Annotated in this window: 18 protein-coding genes and 1 pseudogene; 9 read left to right on the forward strand and 10 right to left on the reverse strand. The window is 69.0% G+C overall.

Annotation, left to right across the window (positions count from 1 at the left end; genetic code table 11):
- Positions 1 to 67: 67 nt before the first annotated feature.
- The gene (locus tag AB0J64_RS46850) at positions 68 to 463 is read right to left on the reverse strand and encodes a RidA family protein (RefSeq protein WP_364042657.1); all 396 of its coding nucleotides are present in this window, start codon (positions 461 to 463) and stop codon (positions 68 to 70) included.
- 122 nt (positions 464 to 585) lie between these two features.
- Between AB0J64_RS46850 and AB0J64_RS46855 the strand changes: the two genes are divergently transcribed.
- Positions 586 to 1,560 (forward strand): WYL domain-containing protein, encoded by a 975-nt coding sequence (locus tag AB0J64_RS46855; protein ID WP_364042627.1) that lies wholly within the window; start codon positions 586 to 588, stop codon positions 1,558 to 1,560.
- A 57-nt stretch (positions 1,561 to 1,617) separates the two neighbouring features.
- On the opposite strand, the gene AB0J64_RS46860 is transcribed toward AB0J64_RS46855, so the two are convergent.
- Positions 1,618 to 1,788: a hypothetical protein gene (locus tag AB0J64_RS46860; protein ID WP_364042629.1), complete on the reverse strand. Its 171-nt coding sequence runs from the start codon at positions 1,786 to 1,788 to the stop codon at positions 1,618 to 1,620.
- Between the two features lie 116 nt (positions 1,789 to 1,904).
- On the opposite strand from AB0J64_RS46860, the gene AB0J64_RS46865 reads away from it, so the two are divergent.
- The 4 genes from AB0J64_RS46865 (at position 1,905) to AB0J64_RS46880 (ending at position 4,068) form a co-directional block, all read left to right on the forward strand.
- Positions 1,905 to 2,855, forward strand: a complete 951-nt coding sequence (locus AB0J64_RS46865; protein ID WP_364042631.1) for an SPFH domain-containing protein — start codon at positions 1,905 to 1,907, stop codon at positions 2,853 to 2,855.
- Positions 2,855 to 3,118, forward strand: coding sequence for a hypothetical protein (locus tag AB0J64_RS46870; protein WP_364042659.1), 264 nt, complete (start codon positions 2,855 to 2,857; stop codon positions 3,116 to 3,118). Before AB0J64_RS46865 ends, AB0J64_RS46870 begins: the two co-directional genes overlap by 1 nt.
- Positions 3,093 to 3,749: a GPP34 family phosphoprotein gene (locus AB0J64_RS46875; RefSeq protein WP_364042633.1), complete on the forward strand. Its 657-nt coding sequence runs from the start codon at positions 3,093 to 3,095 to the stop codon at positions 3,747 to 3,749. Before AB0J64_RS46870 ends, AB0J64_RS46875 begins: the two co-directional genes overlap by 26 nt.
- Before the next feature lie 121 nt (positions 3,750 to 3,870).
- Positions 3,871 to 4,068 carry a hypothetical protein gene (locus AB0J64_RS46880; protein WP_364042635.1) on the forward strand — a complete coding sequence of 66 codons (198 nt, stop codon included), beginning with the start codon at positions 3,871 to 3,873 and terminating at the stop codon, positions 4,066 to 4,068.
- Positions 4,069 to 4,096: 28 nt separating this feature from the next.
- Here the strand turns inward: AB0J64_RS46880 and AB0J64_RS46885 are convergent, their stop codons facing one another.
- Positions 4,097 to 4,612 (reverse strand): NUDIX domain-containing protein, encoded by a 516-nt coding sequence (locus AB0J64_RS46885; protein WP_364042637.1) that lies wholly within the window; start codon positions 4,610 to 4,612, stop codon positions 4,097 to 4,099.
- 371 nt (positions 4,613 to 4,983) lie between these two features.
- On the opposite strand from AB0J64_RS46885, the gene AB0J64_RS46890 reads away from it, so the two are divergent.
- Positions 4,984 to 5,478 (forward strand): peptidase inhibitor family I36 protein, encoded by a 495-nt coding sequence (locus AB0J64_RS46890; protein WP_364042661.1) that lies wholly within the window; start codon positions 4,984 to 4,986, stop codon positions 5,476 to 5,478.
- A 782-nt stretch (positions 5,479 to 6,260) separates the two neighbouring features.
- Positions 6,261 to 7,955: an ADP-ribosylation family protein gene (locus AB0J64_RS46895; protein WP_364042639.1), complete on the forward strand. Its 1,695-nt coding sequence runs from the start codon at positions 6,261 to 6,263 to the stop codon at positions 7,953 to 7,955.
- Between the two features lie 370 nt (positions 7,956 to 8,325).
- On the opposite strand, the gene AB0J64_RS46900 is transcribed toward AB0J64_RS46895, so the two are convergent.
- The 6 genes from AB0J64_RS46900 to AB0J64_RS46925 form a co-directional block, all read right to left on the reverse strand.
- Positions 8,326 to 8,982 carry a response regulator transcription factor gene (locus AB0J64_RS46900; protein ID WP_364042641.1) on the reverse strand — a complete coding sequence of 219 codons (657 nt, stop codon included), beginning with the start codon at positions 8,980 to 8,982 and terminating at the stop codon, positions 8,326 to 8,328.
- Positions 8,979 to 10,055 (reverse strand): sensor histidine kinase, encoded by a 1,077-nt coding sequence (locus AB0J64_RS46905; RefSeq protein ID WP_364042643.1) that lies wholly within the window; start codon positions 10,053 to 10,055, stop codon positions 8,979 to 8,981. Before AB0J64_RS46905 ends, AB0J64_RS46900 begins: the two co-directional genes overlap by 4 nt.
- 1 nt (position 10,056) lies before the next feature.
- Positions 10,057 to 11,472 (reverse strand): alpha/beta fold hydrolase, encoded by a 1,416-nt coding sequence (locus AB0J64_RS46910; protein WP_364042645.1) that lies wholly within the window; start codon positions 11,470 to 11,472, stop codon positions 10,057 to 10,059.
- A 56-nt stretch (positions 11,473 to 11,528) separates the two neighbouring features.
- Positions 11,529 to 11,828, reverse strand: a complete 300-nt coding sequence (locus AB0J64_RS46915; protein ID WP_364042647.1) for a Tn3 family transposase — start codon at positions 11,826 to 11,828, stop codon at positions 11,529 to 11,531.
- Positions 11,829 to 11,930: 102 nt separating this feature from the next.
- Entirely contained in the window at positions 11,931 to 12,887 is a 957-nt protein-coding gene (locus tag AB0J64_RS46920; RefSeq protein WP_364042649.1) for a LysR family transcriptional regulator, read from the reverse strand.
- Entirely contained in the window at positions 12,884 to 13,579 is a 696-nt protein-coding gene (locus tag AB0J64_RS46925; RefSeq protein WP_364042651.1) for a hypothetical protein, read from the reverse strand. The genes AB0J64_RS46920 and AB0J64_RS46925 overlap by 4 nt, the downstream gene beginning before the upstream one ends.
- 461 nt (positions 13,580 to 14,040) lie before the next feature.
- Between AB0J64_RS46925 and AB0J64_RS46930 the strand changes: the two are divergent.
- Positions 14,041 to 14,265, forward strand: a pseudogene (locus tag AB0J64_RS46930) (GNAT family N-acetyltransferase); the annotation flags it as partial.
- Positions 14,266 to 14,303: 38 nt separating this feature from the next.
- On the opposite strand, the gene AB0J64_RS46935 reads toward AB0J64_RS46930, so the two are convergent.
- Positions 14,304 to 15,005, reverse strand: a complete 702-nt coding sequence (locus AB0J64_RS46935; protein WP_364042653.1) for a helix-turn-helix domain-containing protein — start codon at positions 15,003 to 15,005, stop codon at positions 14,304 to 14,306.
- 217 nt (positions 15,006 to 15,222) lie between these two features.
- On the opposite strand from AB0J64_RS46935, the gene AB0J64_RS46940 reads away from it, so the two are divergent.
- The gene (locus AB0J64_RS46940) at positions 15,223 to 16,020 is read left to right on the forward strand and encodes a maleylpyruvate isomerase N-terminal domain-containing protein (RefSeq protein WP_364042655.1); all 798 of its coding nucleotides are present in this window, start codon (positions 15,223 to 15,225) and stop codon (positions 16,018 to 16,020) included.
- The last annotated feature ends 543 nt before the right edge of the window (positions 16,021 to 16,563 follow it).

Consider the following 16,563-nt stretch of genomic DNA (forward strand, 5'->3'; position numbering starts at 1 on the left):
CGTGCTCGGCATGCCCACCTCCGGGTGCGCCGCCTCCGGCAGCCCTGCCGGAGGCGGCGAGGTCGCATCACGCGACGGCGGTTCCCTCAAGCTCGACCATCAGGTCGGGGATCGCCAGCCGTGTCACCCCGAGCATCGTGGTGGACGGCGCCACTCCGGCGGCGCCCAACCGCGCCGCCAGCACGCCGTAGTGCTCGAAGAGCCGATCGACGTCGGTGGCGTAGACGTTGAGCCGGACGAGGTTCGCGAGGGACATGCCGGCCTCGCCGAGCACGGCCTCCAGGTTGTCGAGGCTCAGCGCCAACTGCGCCGCCATGTCACCGGCGTGCTGGGGCTTGCCGTCGCCGCTCATCGCGGTCTGCCCGGAGCAGTACAGGGTCCGGGTATGGCCGGAGACCACCTCACCCTGGTTGTACCCCAGCTCCACCGACCACGCCCACGGGTTGACCGCCGTTCGCTCCATTGCCACATCAGCTCCATTCGATTCATTGACATCACGTACGTTGATCGGCTCGAAGGCCGGTGTCGAAGAGCCTCCCAACAAATCACGACATCCTGTGTCGTGTATTTCTGTAGAGTTCTCGCATGCGCGCCGACCGGTTGGTCTCGCTGGTGCTGCTGCTGCGCCGGCACGGTCGGCTGTCCGCGTCCGCGCTGGCCCGCGAGCTGGAGGTGTCCACCCGCACCGTGCTGCGCGACATCGAGGCGCTGTCCGCAGCCGGCGTCCCGGTCTACGCCGAACGCGGCCGGCACGGCGGTTTCGCGTTGTTGCCCGGCTTCCGGACCGAGCTCACCGGACTGAACCCCGACGAGGCCCTTGCCCTGCTGGTCGCCGGATCACGGCGCGGCGCGCAGGCCTTCGGCCTCGGCTCGGCACTCGCTTCGGCGATGCTCAAGGTGGTTGACGCGCTGCCCGAAAGCTATCGGGACACCGCGGCCGGCGCGGCCGAGCGATTGCTCATCGACCCGGAGACCGACCTCCTCTCGCGTCGGCTGGTGGATGAGGAGGTGCCTGACGCCATAGCGGCCGAGGTCCTGCGCGCGGTGTTCGCCGGACACAAGCTGCAGATCCACTACGCGGCTGAGGGCCAGACCCCGAAGTGGCGCACGGTGGACCCGATCGGCCTGGTCACCGTACGCGACCGGGGCTACTTGCTGGCCTCGAGGTCTGGCGCGGACCGCACCTACCGGCTGTCCCGGGTCCTGGCCGCCAAGGAACTCGCCGAACCCGCAGAGCGTCCGGACCGGGTCGATCTGGACCGGGCCTGGCAGGAACGCAGCACGCGGTTCCGGACCGGCGGCGACCAGGTCACCGTGCTGGTGCGGCTGGATCCGGCGCGGCGGGAGGACCTGGTGGGCACCGCGCTGGCCGTCCTCGCCGAAGAAGCCGACCCAGACGGCTGGCTGCGGCTCGAGGTGACCTTCCAAGATCCGAGACACGCCGTATGGGCGCTGTGGCAGCTCGCCACCAACGCGGAAGCCCTGGCCCCGCAGTGGTTGCGCGACTCCCTGCGCAACCGCGCCACGGCGCTCGCCACCCGCTACGGAATGTCATCCTGATCAGCGGCAGCCTGCACCTGGCCGCCCCGCACCAGCGCGTCATCCGCGTCCCGCACGTCACTGGCCTGCATCGGGGTGGCGTCCTTTGTCCTTGCCCGTGGGGATGACCGGCTTGGCCGCGATGCCGGGCACCGGCACGCCCCGCTCCTGCCGAGAGCGCGCGCAGGCGAGCATGTCGTCGTCGAAGACCGCAGGCAGACCGCCGTGGAGGCCGCGCTCGCCCGCCACACCGCCTCGCCCCCCGCTCGGGTCATGGCGAGGCCCTTGATAACCGGCCTTCCACAGCCGCCGAAAAAGTGATATCACTTTGCTAGCAAGATAACGTCACGCAGAAGGGACGTACGATGGCGAACGCATCGGGCGAGGCGGCGCTTGAGGCCGCCGTCGTGGACATGCCCGCACCGCACACGAGCGAGCGCCCGGTGCGGGCGGCCAACGGGTTCGTGATGCTGGGGGTGGCGACGGCGCTGGACCTGGCCGGGATCGCACTGCTCGTCGTGGGGATCGTCATGCTCGCCTCGGGGGCCGGGCAGGGCGGCATGTGGGTGGTCATCGCGAGCGTCCTGATGATCATGCTCGGCGTCTTCATGTACTTCGGCCTCACCGCGGTGGCGCCGGGCGAGGCCAGGGTGGTGCAGCTGCTCGGCCGGTACGTCGGCACCCTGCGTACCCCCGGCTTCCAGTGGGTCAACCCGATCACGGTGCGCCGACGGGTGTCCACGAGGATCCGCAACCACGAGACGGACGTGACGAAGGTCAACGACGCGGACGGCAACCCGATCCAGATCGCGACCGTGGTGGTCTGGCAGGTGCAGGACACCGCGCAGGCGGTCTTCGAGGTGGACGACTTCGTGGAGTTCGTGGCCATCCAGGCGGAGACGGCCGTGCGGCACATCGCGGGCACCTATCCGTACGACTCGCACGGCGAGCCCAGGCTGTCCCTGCGCGACAACGCCGACGAGATCAACGAGCGGCTGTCCACGGAGATCGCGGCCAGGGTGTCGTCCGCCGGGGTGAAGGTCATCGAGTCGCGCATCATCCACCTGGCGTACGCACCCGAGATCGCCCACGCCATGCTGCGCCGCCAGCAGGCGGGCGCAGTGGTGGCGGCCCGGCAGCGGATCGTCGAGGGGGCGGTCGGCATGGTGGAGATGGCCCTGGCCAGGCTCGCCGAGCACGACGTGGTCGAGCTGGACGAGGAGCGCAAGGCGGCCATGGTCAGCAACCTGCTCGTGGTGCTGGTCGGTGACCGCGACACCCAGCCCGTGGTCAACACGGGCACGCTCTACCAGTAATCACCGTGGAGCGGAAGAAGATCCTGCTGCGGCTTGATCCGGCGGTTCACGACGCGCTGGCCAGGTGGGCGTCCGACGAGCTGCGCAGCACGAACTCCCAGATCGAGTTCCTGCTGCGCAGGGCCCTGTCCGAGGCTGGACGTCTGCCCGACGGGGTGGGGCGGATGCGCCCACGCGGACGGCCGAGGAAGGCGCCAGAGGACGGCACAGATCAGGAAGAAGAAGAGGAGCGGGCGGATGGAGACGCAAGTGAAGCAGGGTGAGTCACTGACGCGATCGGCCTTCCTACTGGCCTTCGACCTGCGGAAGGAGAAGCTGCCCCAGCGGGGCGAGCTGGGCTGCCTGCTGCGCGCGGCCACCCTCGCCGAGCTGCTGCTGGCGGGCCACCTGGCGGATGAGTCGGGCAAGGCGCGGGCTCTCACCGCCCCTGCCGCCGAGCCGGGTTCGCTGCGGGCCGTGGTCTGGGAGCAGATCTCGAACTCGCCGCCCCGCTCGTGGCGGCGTTGGGTGCAGAAGGACGCCGGCGAGGCGGTCCGCGTGGTACGCGACGAGCTGGCGGCCGCCCGGATGATCAGCGTGGAACGGCGCCGGATCCTGCTGTTCCCGGTCGAGCGGATCACACCGCGCAAGGCGTACCTGTCGCGCAGGCTGGCCGAGCGCGTCGGCCGGGCCATCCGCGGCGGCCAGCCGGTCGGACACCTGGACGAGGACGTCCGCGTCCTGGCGGCGCTGGCCACGGCGGCCGAGCTCAAGACGGTGGTTCCCTCTTGGCGGGAAATGCGTCTGCGCCGGGACCGGATCCAGCAGCTGTCCGCGCCCATCGAGCCGATCGCGACCGCATTGCGCGAGAGCGTCGAGGCGGCCAAGGTGGCGGCGGCGACCGGAGAGGGCTGACAACACCCTGGAGTCCGAACCATGGCTGGCCACGGAAGAGGTCGTCCGGCCGTCCCGCGGACTGGCCCGGCGTCGCGAGCGTCCTCGCCCTGGTGCGCGGCGCCCGGGCGGCGGGAGCGCGATGAACACCGGCCGCCACCGCGTCGTGGAGACCCGCCTCGGCAGCGGGATGCGGGTCGCCCTCTCCCCCGACCCCACCGTCCCGATCGTCGGGGTCAGCCTGTGGTACGCCGCCGGCTCCCGCGAGGACGGGCCGGGCCGGGCGGGTCTGGCAACACCTAAGAATCGTCGGTGTTCCCAGGTCGCCGGGACGTCATAGCCTGACATGTCTGATGCGAACAATCGGGTCAGGAAGGCTGGTTGTCCCGCAAGTGCCACGGCAAGACAACCGGCTCGGCCGGGAGATCTCCACCGGTCAAACGATCCATCAAGGGAGCAAGTCCCGCCGGCACGACCGGTTCGGTCGCCGAAGCGAGCTCGTACGGCGTCCACCAATGGAAACGGTCGGTCACCGCGCGTTCTTCCTCGTCCATCCCGGAGGTGTCCACCTTCAATCCGTGCACGCCCAGTACGAAGTAGGAGTCGTGCCCGGAAAAGACCTCACCGTGCATGGACCACGTTCCCGCACTCGTTGCCACGACCGCTCCAAGAGCTTCGGGGTCCACAACATGACCAAGCTCCTCCCGCAGTTCCCTGGCAGCCGCCTGCTGCGGGGTCTCCCCGGGATCGATAGCGCCTCCCGGCGTGAACCACGCGTAGAAAGGGTCCTCCACCTGGAGCAATAAGCCGCGGTAGAGCAGAATCCGACCAGCGTGGTCGATCAGTAGCACCCGAGCCGATGCCCGAGAGATCATTTTATACATAGAAATGATCATATGGATGGAACAGACACCAGCCCGGCATCATCGGGAAATCACTCGCAGTGTTCAGTCATGCGGCGGCCACGTCGTGATCTCATTAATAAGGGGCCTTGCACCTCTCTTGCTCATGCCCGGAAGAGACGTCGCGGGCGATCCAATCTCCGGCGCAGGTTTGAGTCAGCGCTGGAACCGCTGACGCTCGCGTTGCACCCGCGGCAACCCCCGAGATCTGGGGATACCGTCGCTCCTGCTGCTCGGGTGACCGTAGAGACCGACAGGGTGGATCACCGCCAGTTCGGCGGATGACCCCCGGGACTCGATGGGAGAGCAAGATGCGCAGATCCACAATGTTGGTGCTCCTGGCCGCCGTCACCATGCTCGGCGGGCTCTGCAGCACTTCGTCCGCTTCGGCGGTGTCAACGGCGTCCCCCTCGCCGCACTCACAATTCCAGCGGGTACTCGCCGGCCCAGCCGCCGCAGAATCAAAGCCGCGTACCGCCGAAGCATGCCCGCAGTCCAGGCTGTGCTTCTACGACGACACCGACTTCAACGGAGCTTTGGATGTTAATCGGTCAGTTCCACTTCGCCTTTGCCTCGGTAGCTCGTTCTCAGCCAGATCGGTGATCAACAACACATTGTTTGCACACGACATTTGGCGAGAAAGCGGATGTAGTCAGGGGGAAAGCATCCGGGTCGGTCCAGGCCAAAGGGTTACCGACATCGGATTCGACGCTCACTACACGTCGAGAGTCCTGAACCCCCCAAGCTCCACCAGCCGGAGGAAGCTCTCTCTTCCCGGGCACGACTCTCCAGGTCAATCGTGGGGCGGTCTGTCCCGGCCGGCGCGGCCTCACGGAGCCGGGTGGTGACCCACCATTCACACGGCTGCAGCGGACGTCGCCGCCGCGGCCACAACCCCCGCCAGATCTCCGGGACTGCGCACGTCGTACAAGACCACCGGTCACCACCGGTCTGTCGTGGTTCCGGGGCTTGATCGACAACGGAACGGCCAGTGGCGTCGGCGAGCCGACATAGGCTGAGTTACCGCCGCCGACCGTTCCGATGCCGGTCAGAGGGGTTTGTGCGCGGCGGGGTCGGCGTGGGCGGCAGCCGGAGATCGGCGCCGCGTCAGCGGAAGCGGGCGAGCGCGCCGACGTGGCCGCCTGTGTCGCAAGAGCGCCGGCGAGCTGCTGCCGTAACACCGCCCGGTTCCCGCTGCTCGCCTGCGGCGCCAGCATCGTCCCGCAGGAGCCGGCCAAGGTCTTCGCCGCGGGCAGGCAGGCGGCCATACCGCTGCTGCAGGGCAACACCCGCGACGAGCACGTCGCGTTCACCCTGGCCGTCTACCCGCAAGGCATCACCGTCCGCCCGTACTCAATCTTGCTCAAGACCGCCTTCGCATCGGCCGCGCCACAGGCCGAACGACGCCACCCGGCGCGGCGCGCCCCCACGCCCGGCGGAGACCCCTGCCCGCGCACGTCCGGCCCGCGACCGCACACAGAGCCGAGACTTCTACCTGTTCGACTTGAGGGAGCCGCCGGCCTCATCAGGGGGACATCATCCTTGGCCCCAGGCGGACAAGGGCCCGGATGTCCGTGGCGATCTCTATCATGCTGGCCCAGAGATTGTCCGTGGCGATAGGGGACCCACCGTGGAGCGTCAGTTCGTGAGGATTGTCGATGGCCCGTTCGCCGGCTTTGACGCAGAGATCGTCTCTGCGGACGGTGACAGGTTGACAGCGCATGTGACGATCTTCGGCCGGCAAACAGCAGTGGAACTCCACCGGGACCAGCTGGAGCATCCCGAGGACATACCCGCGCTGTGGTCCAGCAAGGCGGAGGACGACGGGGAGGTCCTTGCGGAGCTGCGGGAGCAGATAGCGGCGCAGTACGACGACCTCGGGTATGGGGAGAAGTTCGAGTTCTTTCTCGGGCGTGTCGATCTTCCTGAGGAGGATTTGGCCCAGGAGTGGGACGTTTACACCGCGCTGTGTGCCGAGGTTGACGCCCATGTGCAGCGGCGTAAGGCGGTGGCGTTGCGCGCGTTCGATCAGGAGATCGCGCCGCTGCCGGCCAGTGAGGCGAGAAGGCGGGTGGCGGCCGACTCCGGCCGCTGGCTGCCGGCTGCGGCCGCCCGGGAAGAGCGCCGGTCGCGACACCCGGCCATCGACCGCTCCAATGCCGAAGAACGGTTGGTGGCAACGATGTTCGGGCAGCCCGATCCACCGCCGACGCTGTGGGAACGGGCCCACCGTCGGCGGGCCGCATCGCGTTCCGCCGCCGACCTGCGTGACTACGCGGTGTGGAAGGCGGCGAACCGACCGCAGGAACAAGACAAGCAGGTGAGGTCGGCCGCTGTGGCCCAGGTGGAGCAGGAGCGCGCCGCGATCGAGGAACGCCTTGCCCGCGACTGGGGATTCCAGCTGCCCGACTCGATCTTCCGGTTTCGCGCCTTCCTGCTGTCCTTGGGCCCGACCGAAAAGCAGGCCCTCGACGACCTGGAACTGGTCCCGTTCGGGATCATGGACTTGTTCGATGATCCCGCTCGCAAGTCCCGGGCCGGCATCGATGTACGCGTACACGGGCGCTACTACCGCGACCCGCCCGAGTTCCTCACGTTCATGCACGGCGGCACCGACGGGCTGCATTTCGGGCTCTGGTACGACGACGGCCGCACCTGCACCGGCGTTGCCTCCTACTACAACAACGACGGTGGCGGCGTGGGCCTCCCGTCGGGCACTCCTCTCGAGGCCGTCCGGCACACGCTGGAATGGGGATGGCGCCACGCCGGGGATCAGGATGATGAGCCGGCCGATCCCATGGACCTCGAGGTGGTCGTACGACGGCACCGGCTACGGCTTCTGCGCGAGGCCCTGATGACCTTCGAGACCGGCGACCGCGACGAACAGGGCGAGGATTACCACGACGCCTACGGACGCTCCTCAGAACTGCTCGAGCACGGAGATCCGGATCGGATCGAGACTCTGGACGGCGGCGGCGCGCTCGTCGACGGTGACACCGCAATTGAGCGCGGCCGGCAGAGACCATGGAACGACTACGACTTCTGCACAGCCCTGCACAAGGAGCTGACCGACGACCCAACCGCCCGCCAAGCCCGCGTCACCGAGGCACGGCGCCGCTGCGCCGCCGGATACCCCGCCGATGCTCTCACCCTCGGCCGTGACCTGCACTGGATCAGCGCAGGAGACCCCGAGCTCGAACACCACGCCAACGAACTACTCACCATGGCCTACCGTGCCCTGGGCCGCGACAACCTCGCTGCGATCGCCCACGCCCACCACCGCCACCGCAGTCTCCCCCAGGTGCACGTCCTCGAAGAGACCTGATCGCAGTCACATCTTCTGACCGTTATCGCCGCAGGTGGCCGCCGCACTCGGTCACCGCGTTGGAGGGGCATGGCAATCACAGACGCCATCTTGCACGGCAAGTCGAGGGCTGGGCGCGCGGACAGGACAGGCGCCCCGCCCGATGCTCGATCGCGCCGCTCTTTGAAACCACGCGGGCAGCGGTGTCGTACAGCAGCCGCCACAGCACGCGCTCGCGCAGGGAGTTGGAGGGGTCGGTGAACAGCTTCTCCAGCCGGGTGCGCGGGATGGCGTGGTCGCCGCGGCGGGCGGGGCCGAAGCGCCGTCGCGGCGACGGATGCCGAGCTGGGCTGACACGATCCGACCATCGCCGGTGTGCACCGGCGGACGGTCATGGTGCATCGCGGGCGACAAGGCCGTGTTCGTGGGCGTAAATCGCGGCGTGCACGCGGGTCCGGAGGCCGAGTTTTGTGAGGATCCGGTTGACGTGTGTTTTGACCGTGCCTTCCTCGATGGTGCATGCGGCGGCGATCTCGCCGTTGCTCAGCCCGCGGGCCAGAAGGAGCAGCACGTCGTGTTCGCGCGGGGTCAGCAGGTCGAGTTCAGGTGTGGCGGGGCGCGGGGACAGCGCGGTGAAGCGGCTGATCAGGCGTCCGGTGACCTGCGGGTCGATCAACCCCCTGCCCTGGTGCAGCTCGCGGACCGCCGCGACGATCACATCGGGGTCGCTGTCCTTCAGCAGGAAACCGGCCGCTCCTGCGCGCAGCGCGCCGAACAGGTACTCGTCGAGGTCGAACGTGGTCAGGGCGAGCACGCGGGGGGCGGATTCGGCGGCGGCGAGGCGGTCGATGGCGGCAATGCCGTCCATGCCCGGCATCCGCAGGTCCATCACCACCACGTCCGGCCGCCGCCACAGCGCCTGGTGCACCGCCTCGGCGCCGTCGGCGGCCGTCGCGATCACGTCGATGTCGGGTTCGCCGTCGAGGATGAGCCGCAGCGCCTCCCGCGCCGCCTTCTGGTCGTCGGCGACCAGCACCCGAATCGTCACCACGCGTTCCCTTCCCTGGGCAGGTCGGCGCGGACCCGCCAGCCGCCCGTGTCGACCGGTCCCACCGACAGGGTGCCGTCGAGCAGGCGCACCCGTTCCCGCATGCCGCGGATGCCCTGGCCCTCGGCCTGGGGCGCAGGAGCCGGGGCGCCGTTGTCGAGGACTTCGATGCGCAGGCCGCGGTCGTCCTGTCGTAGGTGGACGGTGACCTCGGTCGCGTCCGCATGCCGTACGGCGTTCGTCAGCGCCTCCTGGACCACCCGGTAGGCGGTGTGATCGACGGCCGGCGGCAGTGCGTCCCCGGACCCGGAGCGGCATAGGATGATCGTCCGGTCCGCGCAGGTGAGCCGTCCGGCCAGCCGCTCCAGGTCGGCGGTGCCGGGCTGGATGGCGGCCGGGTGCTCGTCGAGCGTCCGCAGCAGGCCGCGTACCTCGGTGAGCGCCGACTGCGACAGGTCCGAGATCGTCTGCAGGGCCTGCTTCGCGGGCGCGTCGCCGGGCGCCCGCCGCGCCGCCGCAGCCTGCAGCCGGATCGCGGTCAGGTGGTGGCCGACGCTGTCGTGCACGTTCCTGGCCAGCCAGGTACGCTCCTCGGCCAGCACGCGCTCAGCCTCGGCCCGCTGCAATCGCAGCGACTGGTCGGCCCGGTCCCGGTGCAGCCGCAGCGCGTAACCGGTGGCCACGGGCGCGATGCTCATGATCACTATGCTGGTCGGCTCCGGGACGCCCTCACCCCCCAGCACCGCCATGGTGCCGAGGACCCAGCACGAGGAGACTGCCAGCACCAGGCCCGGACGCCGCGGCCGATAGTAGACGGCCGCGCAGAACAGGGCCATCGTGACCAGCATCCCCTCCCAGCGGTGCAGCTGCCCCATCCCGGCCAGCACGATCACCGCGGACGTCACCGCGGCGGCCAACGGCAGCACCCGCCGGATGAGCAGAGGGAGGCTGGCGCCGACGCTGAAGACGATCAGAAGCGGGACGTCGGCCGGCACCGGCCCCTCCAGTGCCGTCAGCAGCGCCGCGGCGGCCGCGGCGCCGGCGACGAGCAGAATCTCCTTCAGCCAGGGCATGTCACGATGATGCCGGACCACAGGTCGTGCCCGTGGGCGGGAGTTGCCCGGTCGTCAGGTAACGGTGAACGTGGTCGCGGACGCAGGGATTGCCTGCCAGGTAGAGCGCGTGACCGCCCTTGGCCGCCAGGTAGCGGGCGCCGTCAAGTTGTGCCGTGATCCGGCGGGCGGACGCGGGCGGCGCCACGTCGTCGTACAGGCCGGCGGCGACCAGGATCGGGGGCAGGCCGCGGGGGTGAACGGGATGGGGCGGGAAGGACGCCTTTTGCGGTAGCCCGGTACAGAAGTTGGCCAGCGGCCACGCCACGGTCCAGCCGATGCGCGGCGCGACACGCCTCAGCCGCTTTTCCAGAGCTTTGACCTCGCCGTATGCGGTCGGGTACGGAAAGTCGGCGCAGTTCGCAATCCTGCTGAAATCCGGATCGGCCGCACCGGTGGACGGCTTGGCGAACCGGGTGGCGTCGCCCACGTACGCCTCCGCCAGCGACTTGGCCAGATCGGGCCACGTCGCATCGAACGTGACAGTCGCGCGGGAGGCGATCAGGGTCGCACTGGCCGCTGCTCCGGCTCCTGCACCGGGTGCGGGGATCGGCTGCTTGGCGGCGCGGTCCATGACCTCGTCCCACACCTTGAGCACGTCGCGGCCGTGGAGCGCGCAGCTCTGGTCGGTGGCGCACCACTCGGCGAAACGGTGCAGGTTGTCTTCCTTGACCTTGGCTCTGGGCAGGAGCCATTCGGTCCACGATCGGTCGGTGTGGTCGATCGGGCTGTCCAGGTACATGCGTCCGACGCGGGAGGGGAACTTCTCGGCGTAGGCCACGCCGAGGACGGTGCCGTAGGAGTTGCCGTAATAGTTGAGTTTCTGTTCGCCCAGCGCCACCCGGACGGCCTCCAGGTCGTGGGCCCCTTGACCGGAATCCAGGTGGCCCGCGAGCGGGCCGGCGGCATCGGCGCAGCCGAGGCCGAAGCGGCGGTTCTGCTCCGTGTACCGGGCGTAGGTGGCGCGGTCGGGGAACACCCACTCCGCGTTCGTGGCCCACGGCGCCGGGTCGGGGCAGCGCACCCCGGTGCTCGCCTCGAATCCGCGCGGATCGAAGACCACCACGTCGAACCATCGAGTCAGGTCGGCGAAGGCCTTCTTCGCCACGCGCAGGACCGAAATCTGCTGAGCGGGGCCACCCATGTTGAGGACAAGCGTCCCCTTCTTGGCGGCCGGGTCATTGGCGGGCAGCTTGGCCAGCCCCAGCGTGATCTGCTCGCTCTTGGGCGCGGCCCAGTCGGCGGGCACGGTGATCCGGCTGCATTGCAGGCCATCTCCGCAGTCCTGCCAGGACAGCCCGGTATCCGCGGCCACGGGCGTCGCCGCTGCTACGGGGAGCAGCATTGCGCCGAGCACGGCAATGATCGTCTTCTTCATGGTTCCTCAGCCTGGCCGAGAAGCAGGTCGCCAGTCGTCCACCTTTCGATAGATCCTCACGCGTGCGCACCGGCGATCACCTTGGCCGGCTCCAGGCCGTAGTGGTGGTCGACGATGACCACGCCGCAGGCCTGCGACATCCGGGCCAAGCCCACATTCGTGGACATCGCGATGAGCACGGCGAGGATGTTGCGCCTGGTCTCGGCCGAGGTGGTCAGCTTGCGCCCGCCGGCGTGAGTGAAGCAGCCCAGCGTGCGCGCCTCCAGCTCGATCAGCAGCGAGGCGATCGGCGCGAACGGCAGCATCGCGGCCGGCTCGTCCTTCAGCGCCTTGGCCTCCACCTTCGGCGGGACCATCCTCGAGACCGGCGCCGACTCCTACCGTCTGGCCCAGACTCGCCTTTGAGCCGGACACACCGCTGGCTGACCACTTCGCACCGGGCACACTCGGACCGCTCCTCAGCTATGCATCTTGGGGTGACCGGGGGCCCAACCATTGCCGCTGAGTGGTGTGAGGGTGATGGCCAGTTCGGCGAAGGCAGCGGCCGTAGGGAGTGGATCCACGGGCAAGGCGAGGAGAACAGTGCGCTCAGCGACCGGGTCCAGCGGAACCACGTGCACGCCCCTCCCCTGGGCGGGCAAGGACAGTTCGGGGACGATGCTCACCCCGAGCCCCTCGGCGACCATGGCGAGAATGCTGTTGGTGTCGCGCACCCGGTAGTGGCACGTCAGGCTCGCCCCGACCGCGCGCGCGAGAGCAGTGATCAGCGGCTCGCAGCCACCCGTGGACATGATGAACGGGTACCGGGCCAGCTCGGCCACCGGCACTGAGTGCCGGACGCCCAGCTCATGCCCGCTGGGCAGGACGGCCAGCATGCGGTCCACGGCGAGCGGCCGCGCCACCAACCCGGCAGGAAGCGCGGCCCCAGCGGCCCGTACGGCTGAAGTCGCCCCGGCGTTGCCCGCGACCCCGGCTGACACGGTCACGATGTCCGCCGCCCCCGTTTCGAGCCACTCCAGCACCTCGTCGTCCGAGCCCTCCATCACCGTGAGCTGCACCTGCGAATGCGCATCCCCGAACCGCCGCAGGATCGGCGGCAGTAGCCGGACGTTGGCGCTGGGAATGACACCGACACGCAGGCTGCCGCGCTCGTGCTCCCGGGCCGCGGCCACCTCCTGCTCCAGCGCCTCAACCTGGGTGAGAATGAGCGTGGCACGGCGGCACACGGCACGCCCAACCGCCGTCAGGCTCACCCCCTGGTTGCCCCGTACCAGCAGCGCTACGCCGAGCTCGCTCTCCAGAGCGCGCAGCGCATGGCTCACGGCAGACTGCGTGGTGCCCAGTTCCTCGGCAGCCCGAGTCATGTTGCCGATCCGTGCGACTGCTTGCAGGGTCCTCAATTGGGTGAGCGTCATAGCGCCGCTCGCATCAGGCCGACGACCAGCGGGTGCGGGGCCTCGGGACGCGAGCGGACCTGCGGCACGAACAACGTGGCCACGTAGTAGGGGTGGCCGGGAATCTCCAGCACCCGGGCCTCGCCATCTCCGTCCACGCCGGTGACCGCGAAGCCGCCTTCGTGCAGAGCCCCCTGCCGACGAGGATCGAGGCCGAAGTTGCAGTAGTACTCCTCCTCCACCTCGGTCCGCCCGTACAACGCCGCCACCTGAGAGCCGGCGGCCAGGGTGACGGGCATGGTCTTGCCTGCAAGCGAGCAGGTCAGCGCCGATATGAACAAGGTCGAGGCGTACGGGTCATACTCGGCGTGCTGGGCATCCTCATAGCCGAGCACGTGACGGGCGTACTCGATGACCATGTGCTGGCAGCCGCCGCACGTCCCCAGAGTGGGCACGCGATGCTCACGGCCGTGCCGCAGCGCGGTGAGGGCTCCGCGCAGGCTGCGGTACGGGCTTCCGGGTGCGCACCACAACACATCGGCAGCCTTGACCTCGGCCAGGTCGGATTCGAGCGCTTCAGTGGCCAGCCAGCGGACGTCCACCCTGACACCGAGGTGCGCTGCGGCGTGCCGCAGCGCGTCGTCGGTGGCCAGGTGCGGGGGAAATGCGGGGTCGCGGTCGCCAATGACCGCGACGCGTAGGGATCGGTCCATGGCCCTCACTATGCGACCGTCCGGGCAGGAGTACCAATGTCAGACCAGGCGCGCGCCATGAGCAATCGCTCAGGTCAGGATCGGCGGGGCGATCCCCCAAGATCGATCTCTGTGACACCGTCGCTGAATCTCGTCGGCATCACCGCTCGGCACCACTGCAACCGTCGCTCAAGCCAGCGAACAGAACGGGTGCGGCTCTTCTGAAGTGAGCAAGTTGGTCAGGGTTGTGAGGGCGTATCCGTCCTGATAGCAGGGAGCACGGTGGCTCTCTTGCGCTGTGATGGCGCACGTACACATTGAAGTCGCCTTCGGCGGTCGAGCGTGGAGTAGGCACAGCCCCCGCTGGCCACACCCTGCGCGGCGAGCAGGACGCCGAGGCCAGGCCGGCGGTGCACCGGGCCGCGGGCTCGCTGCCGGGCCTGCCGCCCTCGCGGGTCACGGGTGAGAGCTGTCGTCAGGTCATGCGGGCTTGGTCCTATCGCGCCGAGCTCGATCGGCTGGTCGAGACAACGGACGGCACGCCGGTGGCGTTCTGCCTGGTCTGGCTGGACGACGAGCACCGGGCGGCGCTGCTGGAGCCTGTGGGCACCGATCCGGCGCACCGCCGGCTGGGCCTGGCGAGCGCTGCTACGCTCGCCGCCCTGCACGCCGCGCGGCGGCTGGGCGCGCGGTCGGCCTTCGTGGCGACCCGGGGTGACGACGGTCATCCCATGGTGCGCAAGACCTACGCGTCGCTGCGCTTCCGCAGCTTCGCGGGCACGGTGACGTTGTCTCGGCGAGTGGACTCTCCGGCATGGGCCCGCCGGGAGTCGAAGAGGGCTCGCACCGTAGCTTCATCGCCTTCGATGTCAACGAGCCCATGGGTGTCGTCGAGGGTGAGCGCACCCGCTGCCAGCCCGAGAATGACGGGGGCGTCAGCGCGCACGACGGCATCGAGATCGCCGCCATCATGCAGGGTCACCTCTGTGCCCGAGCGCGTCGCCCGCACCTGGAGCAGCCGGCCGTCGACCGCGATCCCCACCGTCGATGCCTGGTGCGCGGCGGCCCTGTCGGCGAGCAAGGCGCGGAGGCCGACGGCGAGCCATTCGGAGTGGAAGCGGTCGCCGCCTGGTCCGCGTGCCATGAGCGGCGTGGACCAGCGGATGAGGCTCTCAATCGGTTCCCGCAGCTCGGCGCCCCATGGGGTGAGTGCGTACACGATGGCGTTGCCCTCCTCGGCCAGTCGCCGCTCAACCACTGCGGCAGTCTCCAGGTCGCGGAGACGGTCGGTGAGGAGGTTCGTGGCCATGCCGCCGAGCCCATCGAGCAGCTCGCGGTAGCGGGCGGGAGCGATGAGGAGCTGACGGACGATGAGCAGATTCCACCGGTCGCCCACGACGTCGAGCGCCCGGGCGAGACCGCAGTACTGGCCATAGCTCCGACTCATGACCAGCACTTTACATTCTCAAGTCTGCCTGACAATATCCAGCAGAGCACAGAGGGGGGCTGCATGTGGGTCATGGGACGGCCACCGCCACAAGCACTCACGCCACAGGAGTGAAACGATGACCGACACCCCATCTCCCAGCCGAGGCCCAGACTCTGACGCCGGGGAAGGCGCGGGCACGGTCCCGGCCGCGACGCACAGCGGGGCCTCCGACACCATGACCCAGGCGCGTGCGGCATTGCGGGATGTTGCTCCCAGCCTCGTCGAACTTGTGCGGAGCGTCCCTGATGCCGACGCCGATTCGGTCGGTACGTGGACCGTGGGCGATGTCGCGGCTCACCTGGCTCATGTTTTTCGCTTCGACACCGACGCCGTCGCCGGGAGGCCGGTCCCGCAAGCCACAGTGACGACGGCGGGAATGGCCGAGGCCAATGCGAAGATGCTGTCCCAGGACGGCGAACGGGCCCCAGCCGTACTCGCAGATCGCATCGGCACGCTGGCAGACGAGTTCGACGACATCGCGTCGCGTTCGCGAGCGACCACCGTCGATTGGCTGCAAGGCGCCCGCCTGCCGCCTGCGGCGGTGGCGTGCCACCTGCTCGAGGAATGCCTGATCCATGGCCATGACATCGCCGCAGCCACTGGGCGCTCGTGGCCGATACAGCGTCACCACGCCCTGCTCGCCGTCGAGGGCGCCGTGCTTCCGCTCATTGCGGCTCTACCGCCCACGGCCTTGTTGAACCAGGAGAAAGCTCGGTCCTTCCGAGCCCGCTTCGACCTGCGCCTGCGTGGAGGCGGGCGCACGTTGATGGTTTTCGACCGCGGTTCGTTGACACTCAGCGCGGGGGGCGCACGCGACGTTGACGCCCACCTGTCTGCCGACCCCGCAGCTCTCATGCTGGTATTCATCGGCCGACAAGGAATAGGGAAGCCGCTTCTCGAAGGAAAGCTCGCCGCCTGGGGCCGTCGGCCGTGGAAACTCGCCCGCATGCTGACTGTCATCAGCCCCCCGTAGCCCGTTCGCCGGACCACCGACGAGCAATACCGGTCCGAGGCCTCAGACCCGTGGACGGTCCAGCCCATGGTCAGGTTCGGGCCGGGCAGGGTCCCTTCACGTCAGATGCCCGTGGCACCCCTGCTTCCTACGCATGCCGGCCGGGTGTCACCTGCTGTGGCGGATCGCCGCCCGTACAGCGGTGTAGATGACGACCCAGAGAACCGCCAGGGGGATGAGGAACATGATGATGATCTCGACTAAACCGACGTTAGGCATGCCCGCAACATAAGGGGCCGTGGTTGGAAAACGCTTGATGATCACTTGCCAGGAGCCGGCTCCCCGCCATCCCGACGTCCAGGGGTCCCGGGGTCGAGGAACGCGGGGACAGCCATCGGCGGCGGATCGATCATAGTGCGGTGGTCATCACGACCTGTGGAAACACTGAAGATCGCGTTATCGCGGTGGCCATGTTCTGGGGGCCCACTGCTCCGACAGCGGGCCCCAGAACATGCCCACACTCCCAGGAACCGGATCGCCTCGCCCTCGGCGTCACAGGCTGCG

It is taken from the genome of Nonomuraea sp. NPDC049695 (genome assembly GCF_040674955.1).
GTDB lineage: Bacteria > Actinomycetota > Actinomycetes > Streptosporangiales > Streptosporangiaceae > Nonomuraea > Nonomuraea helvata.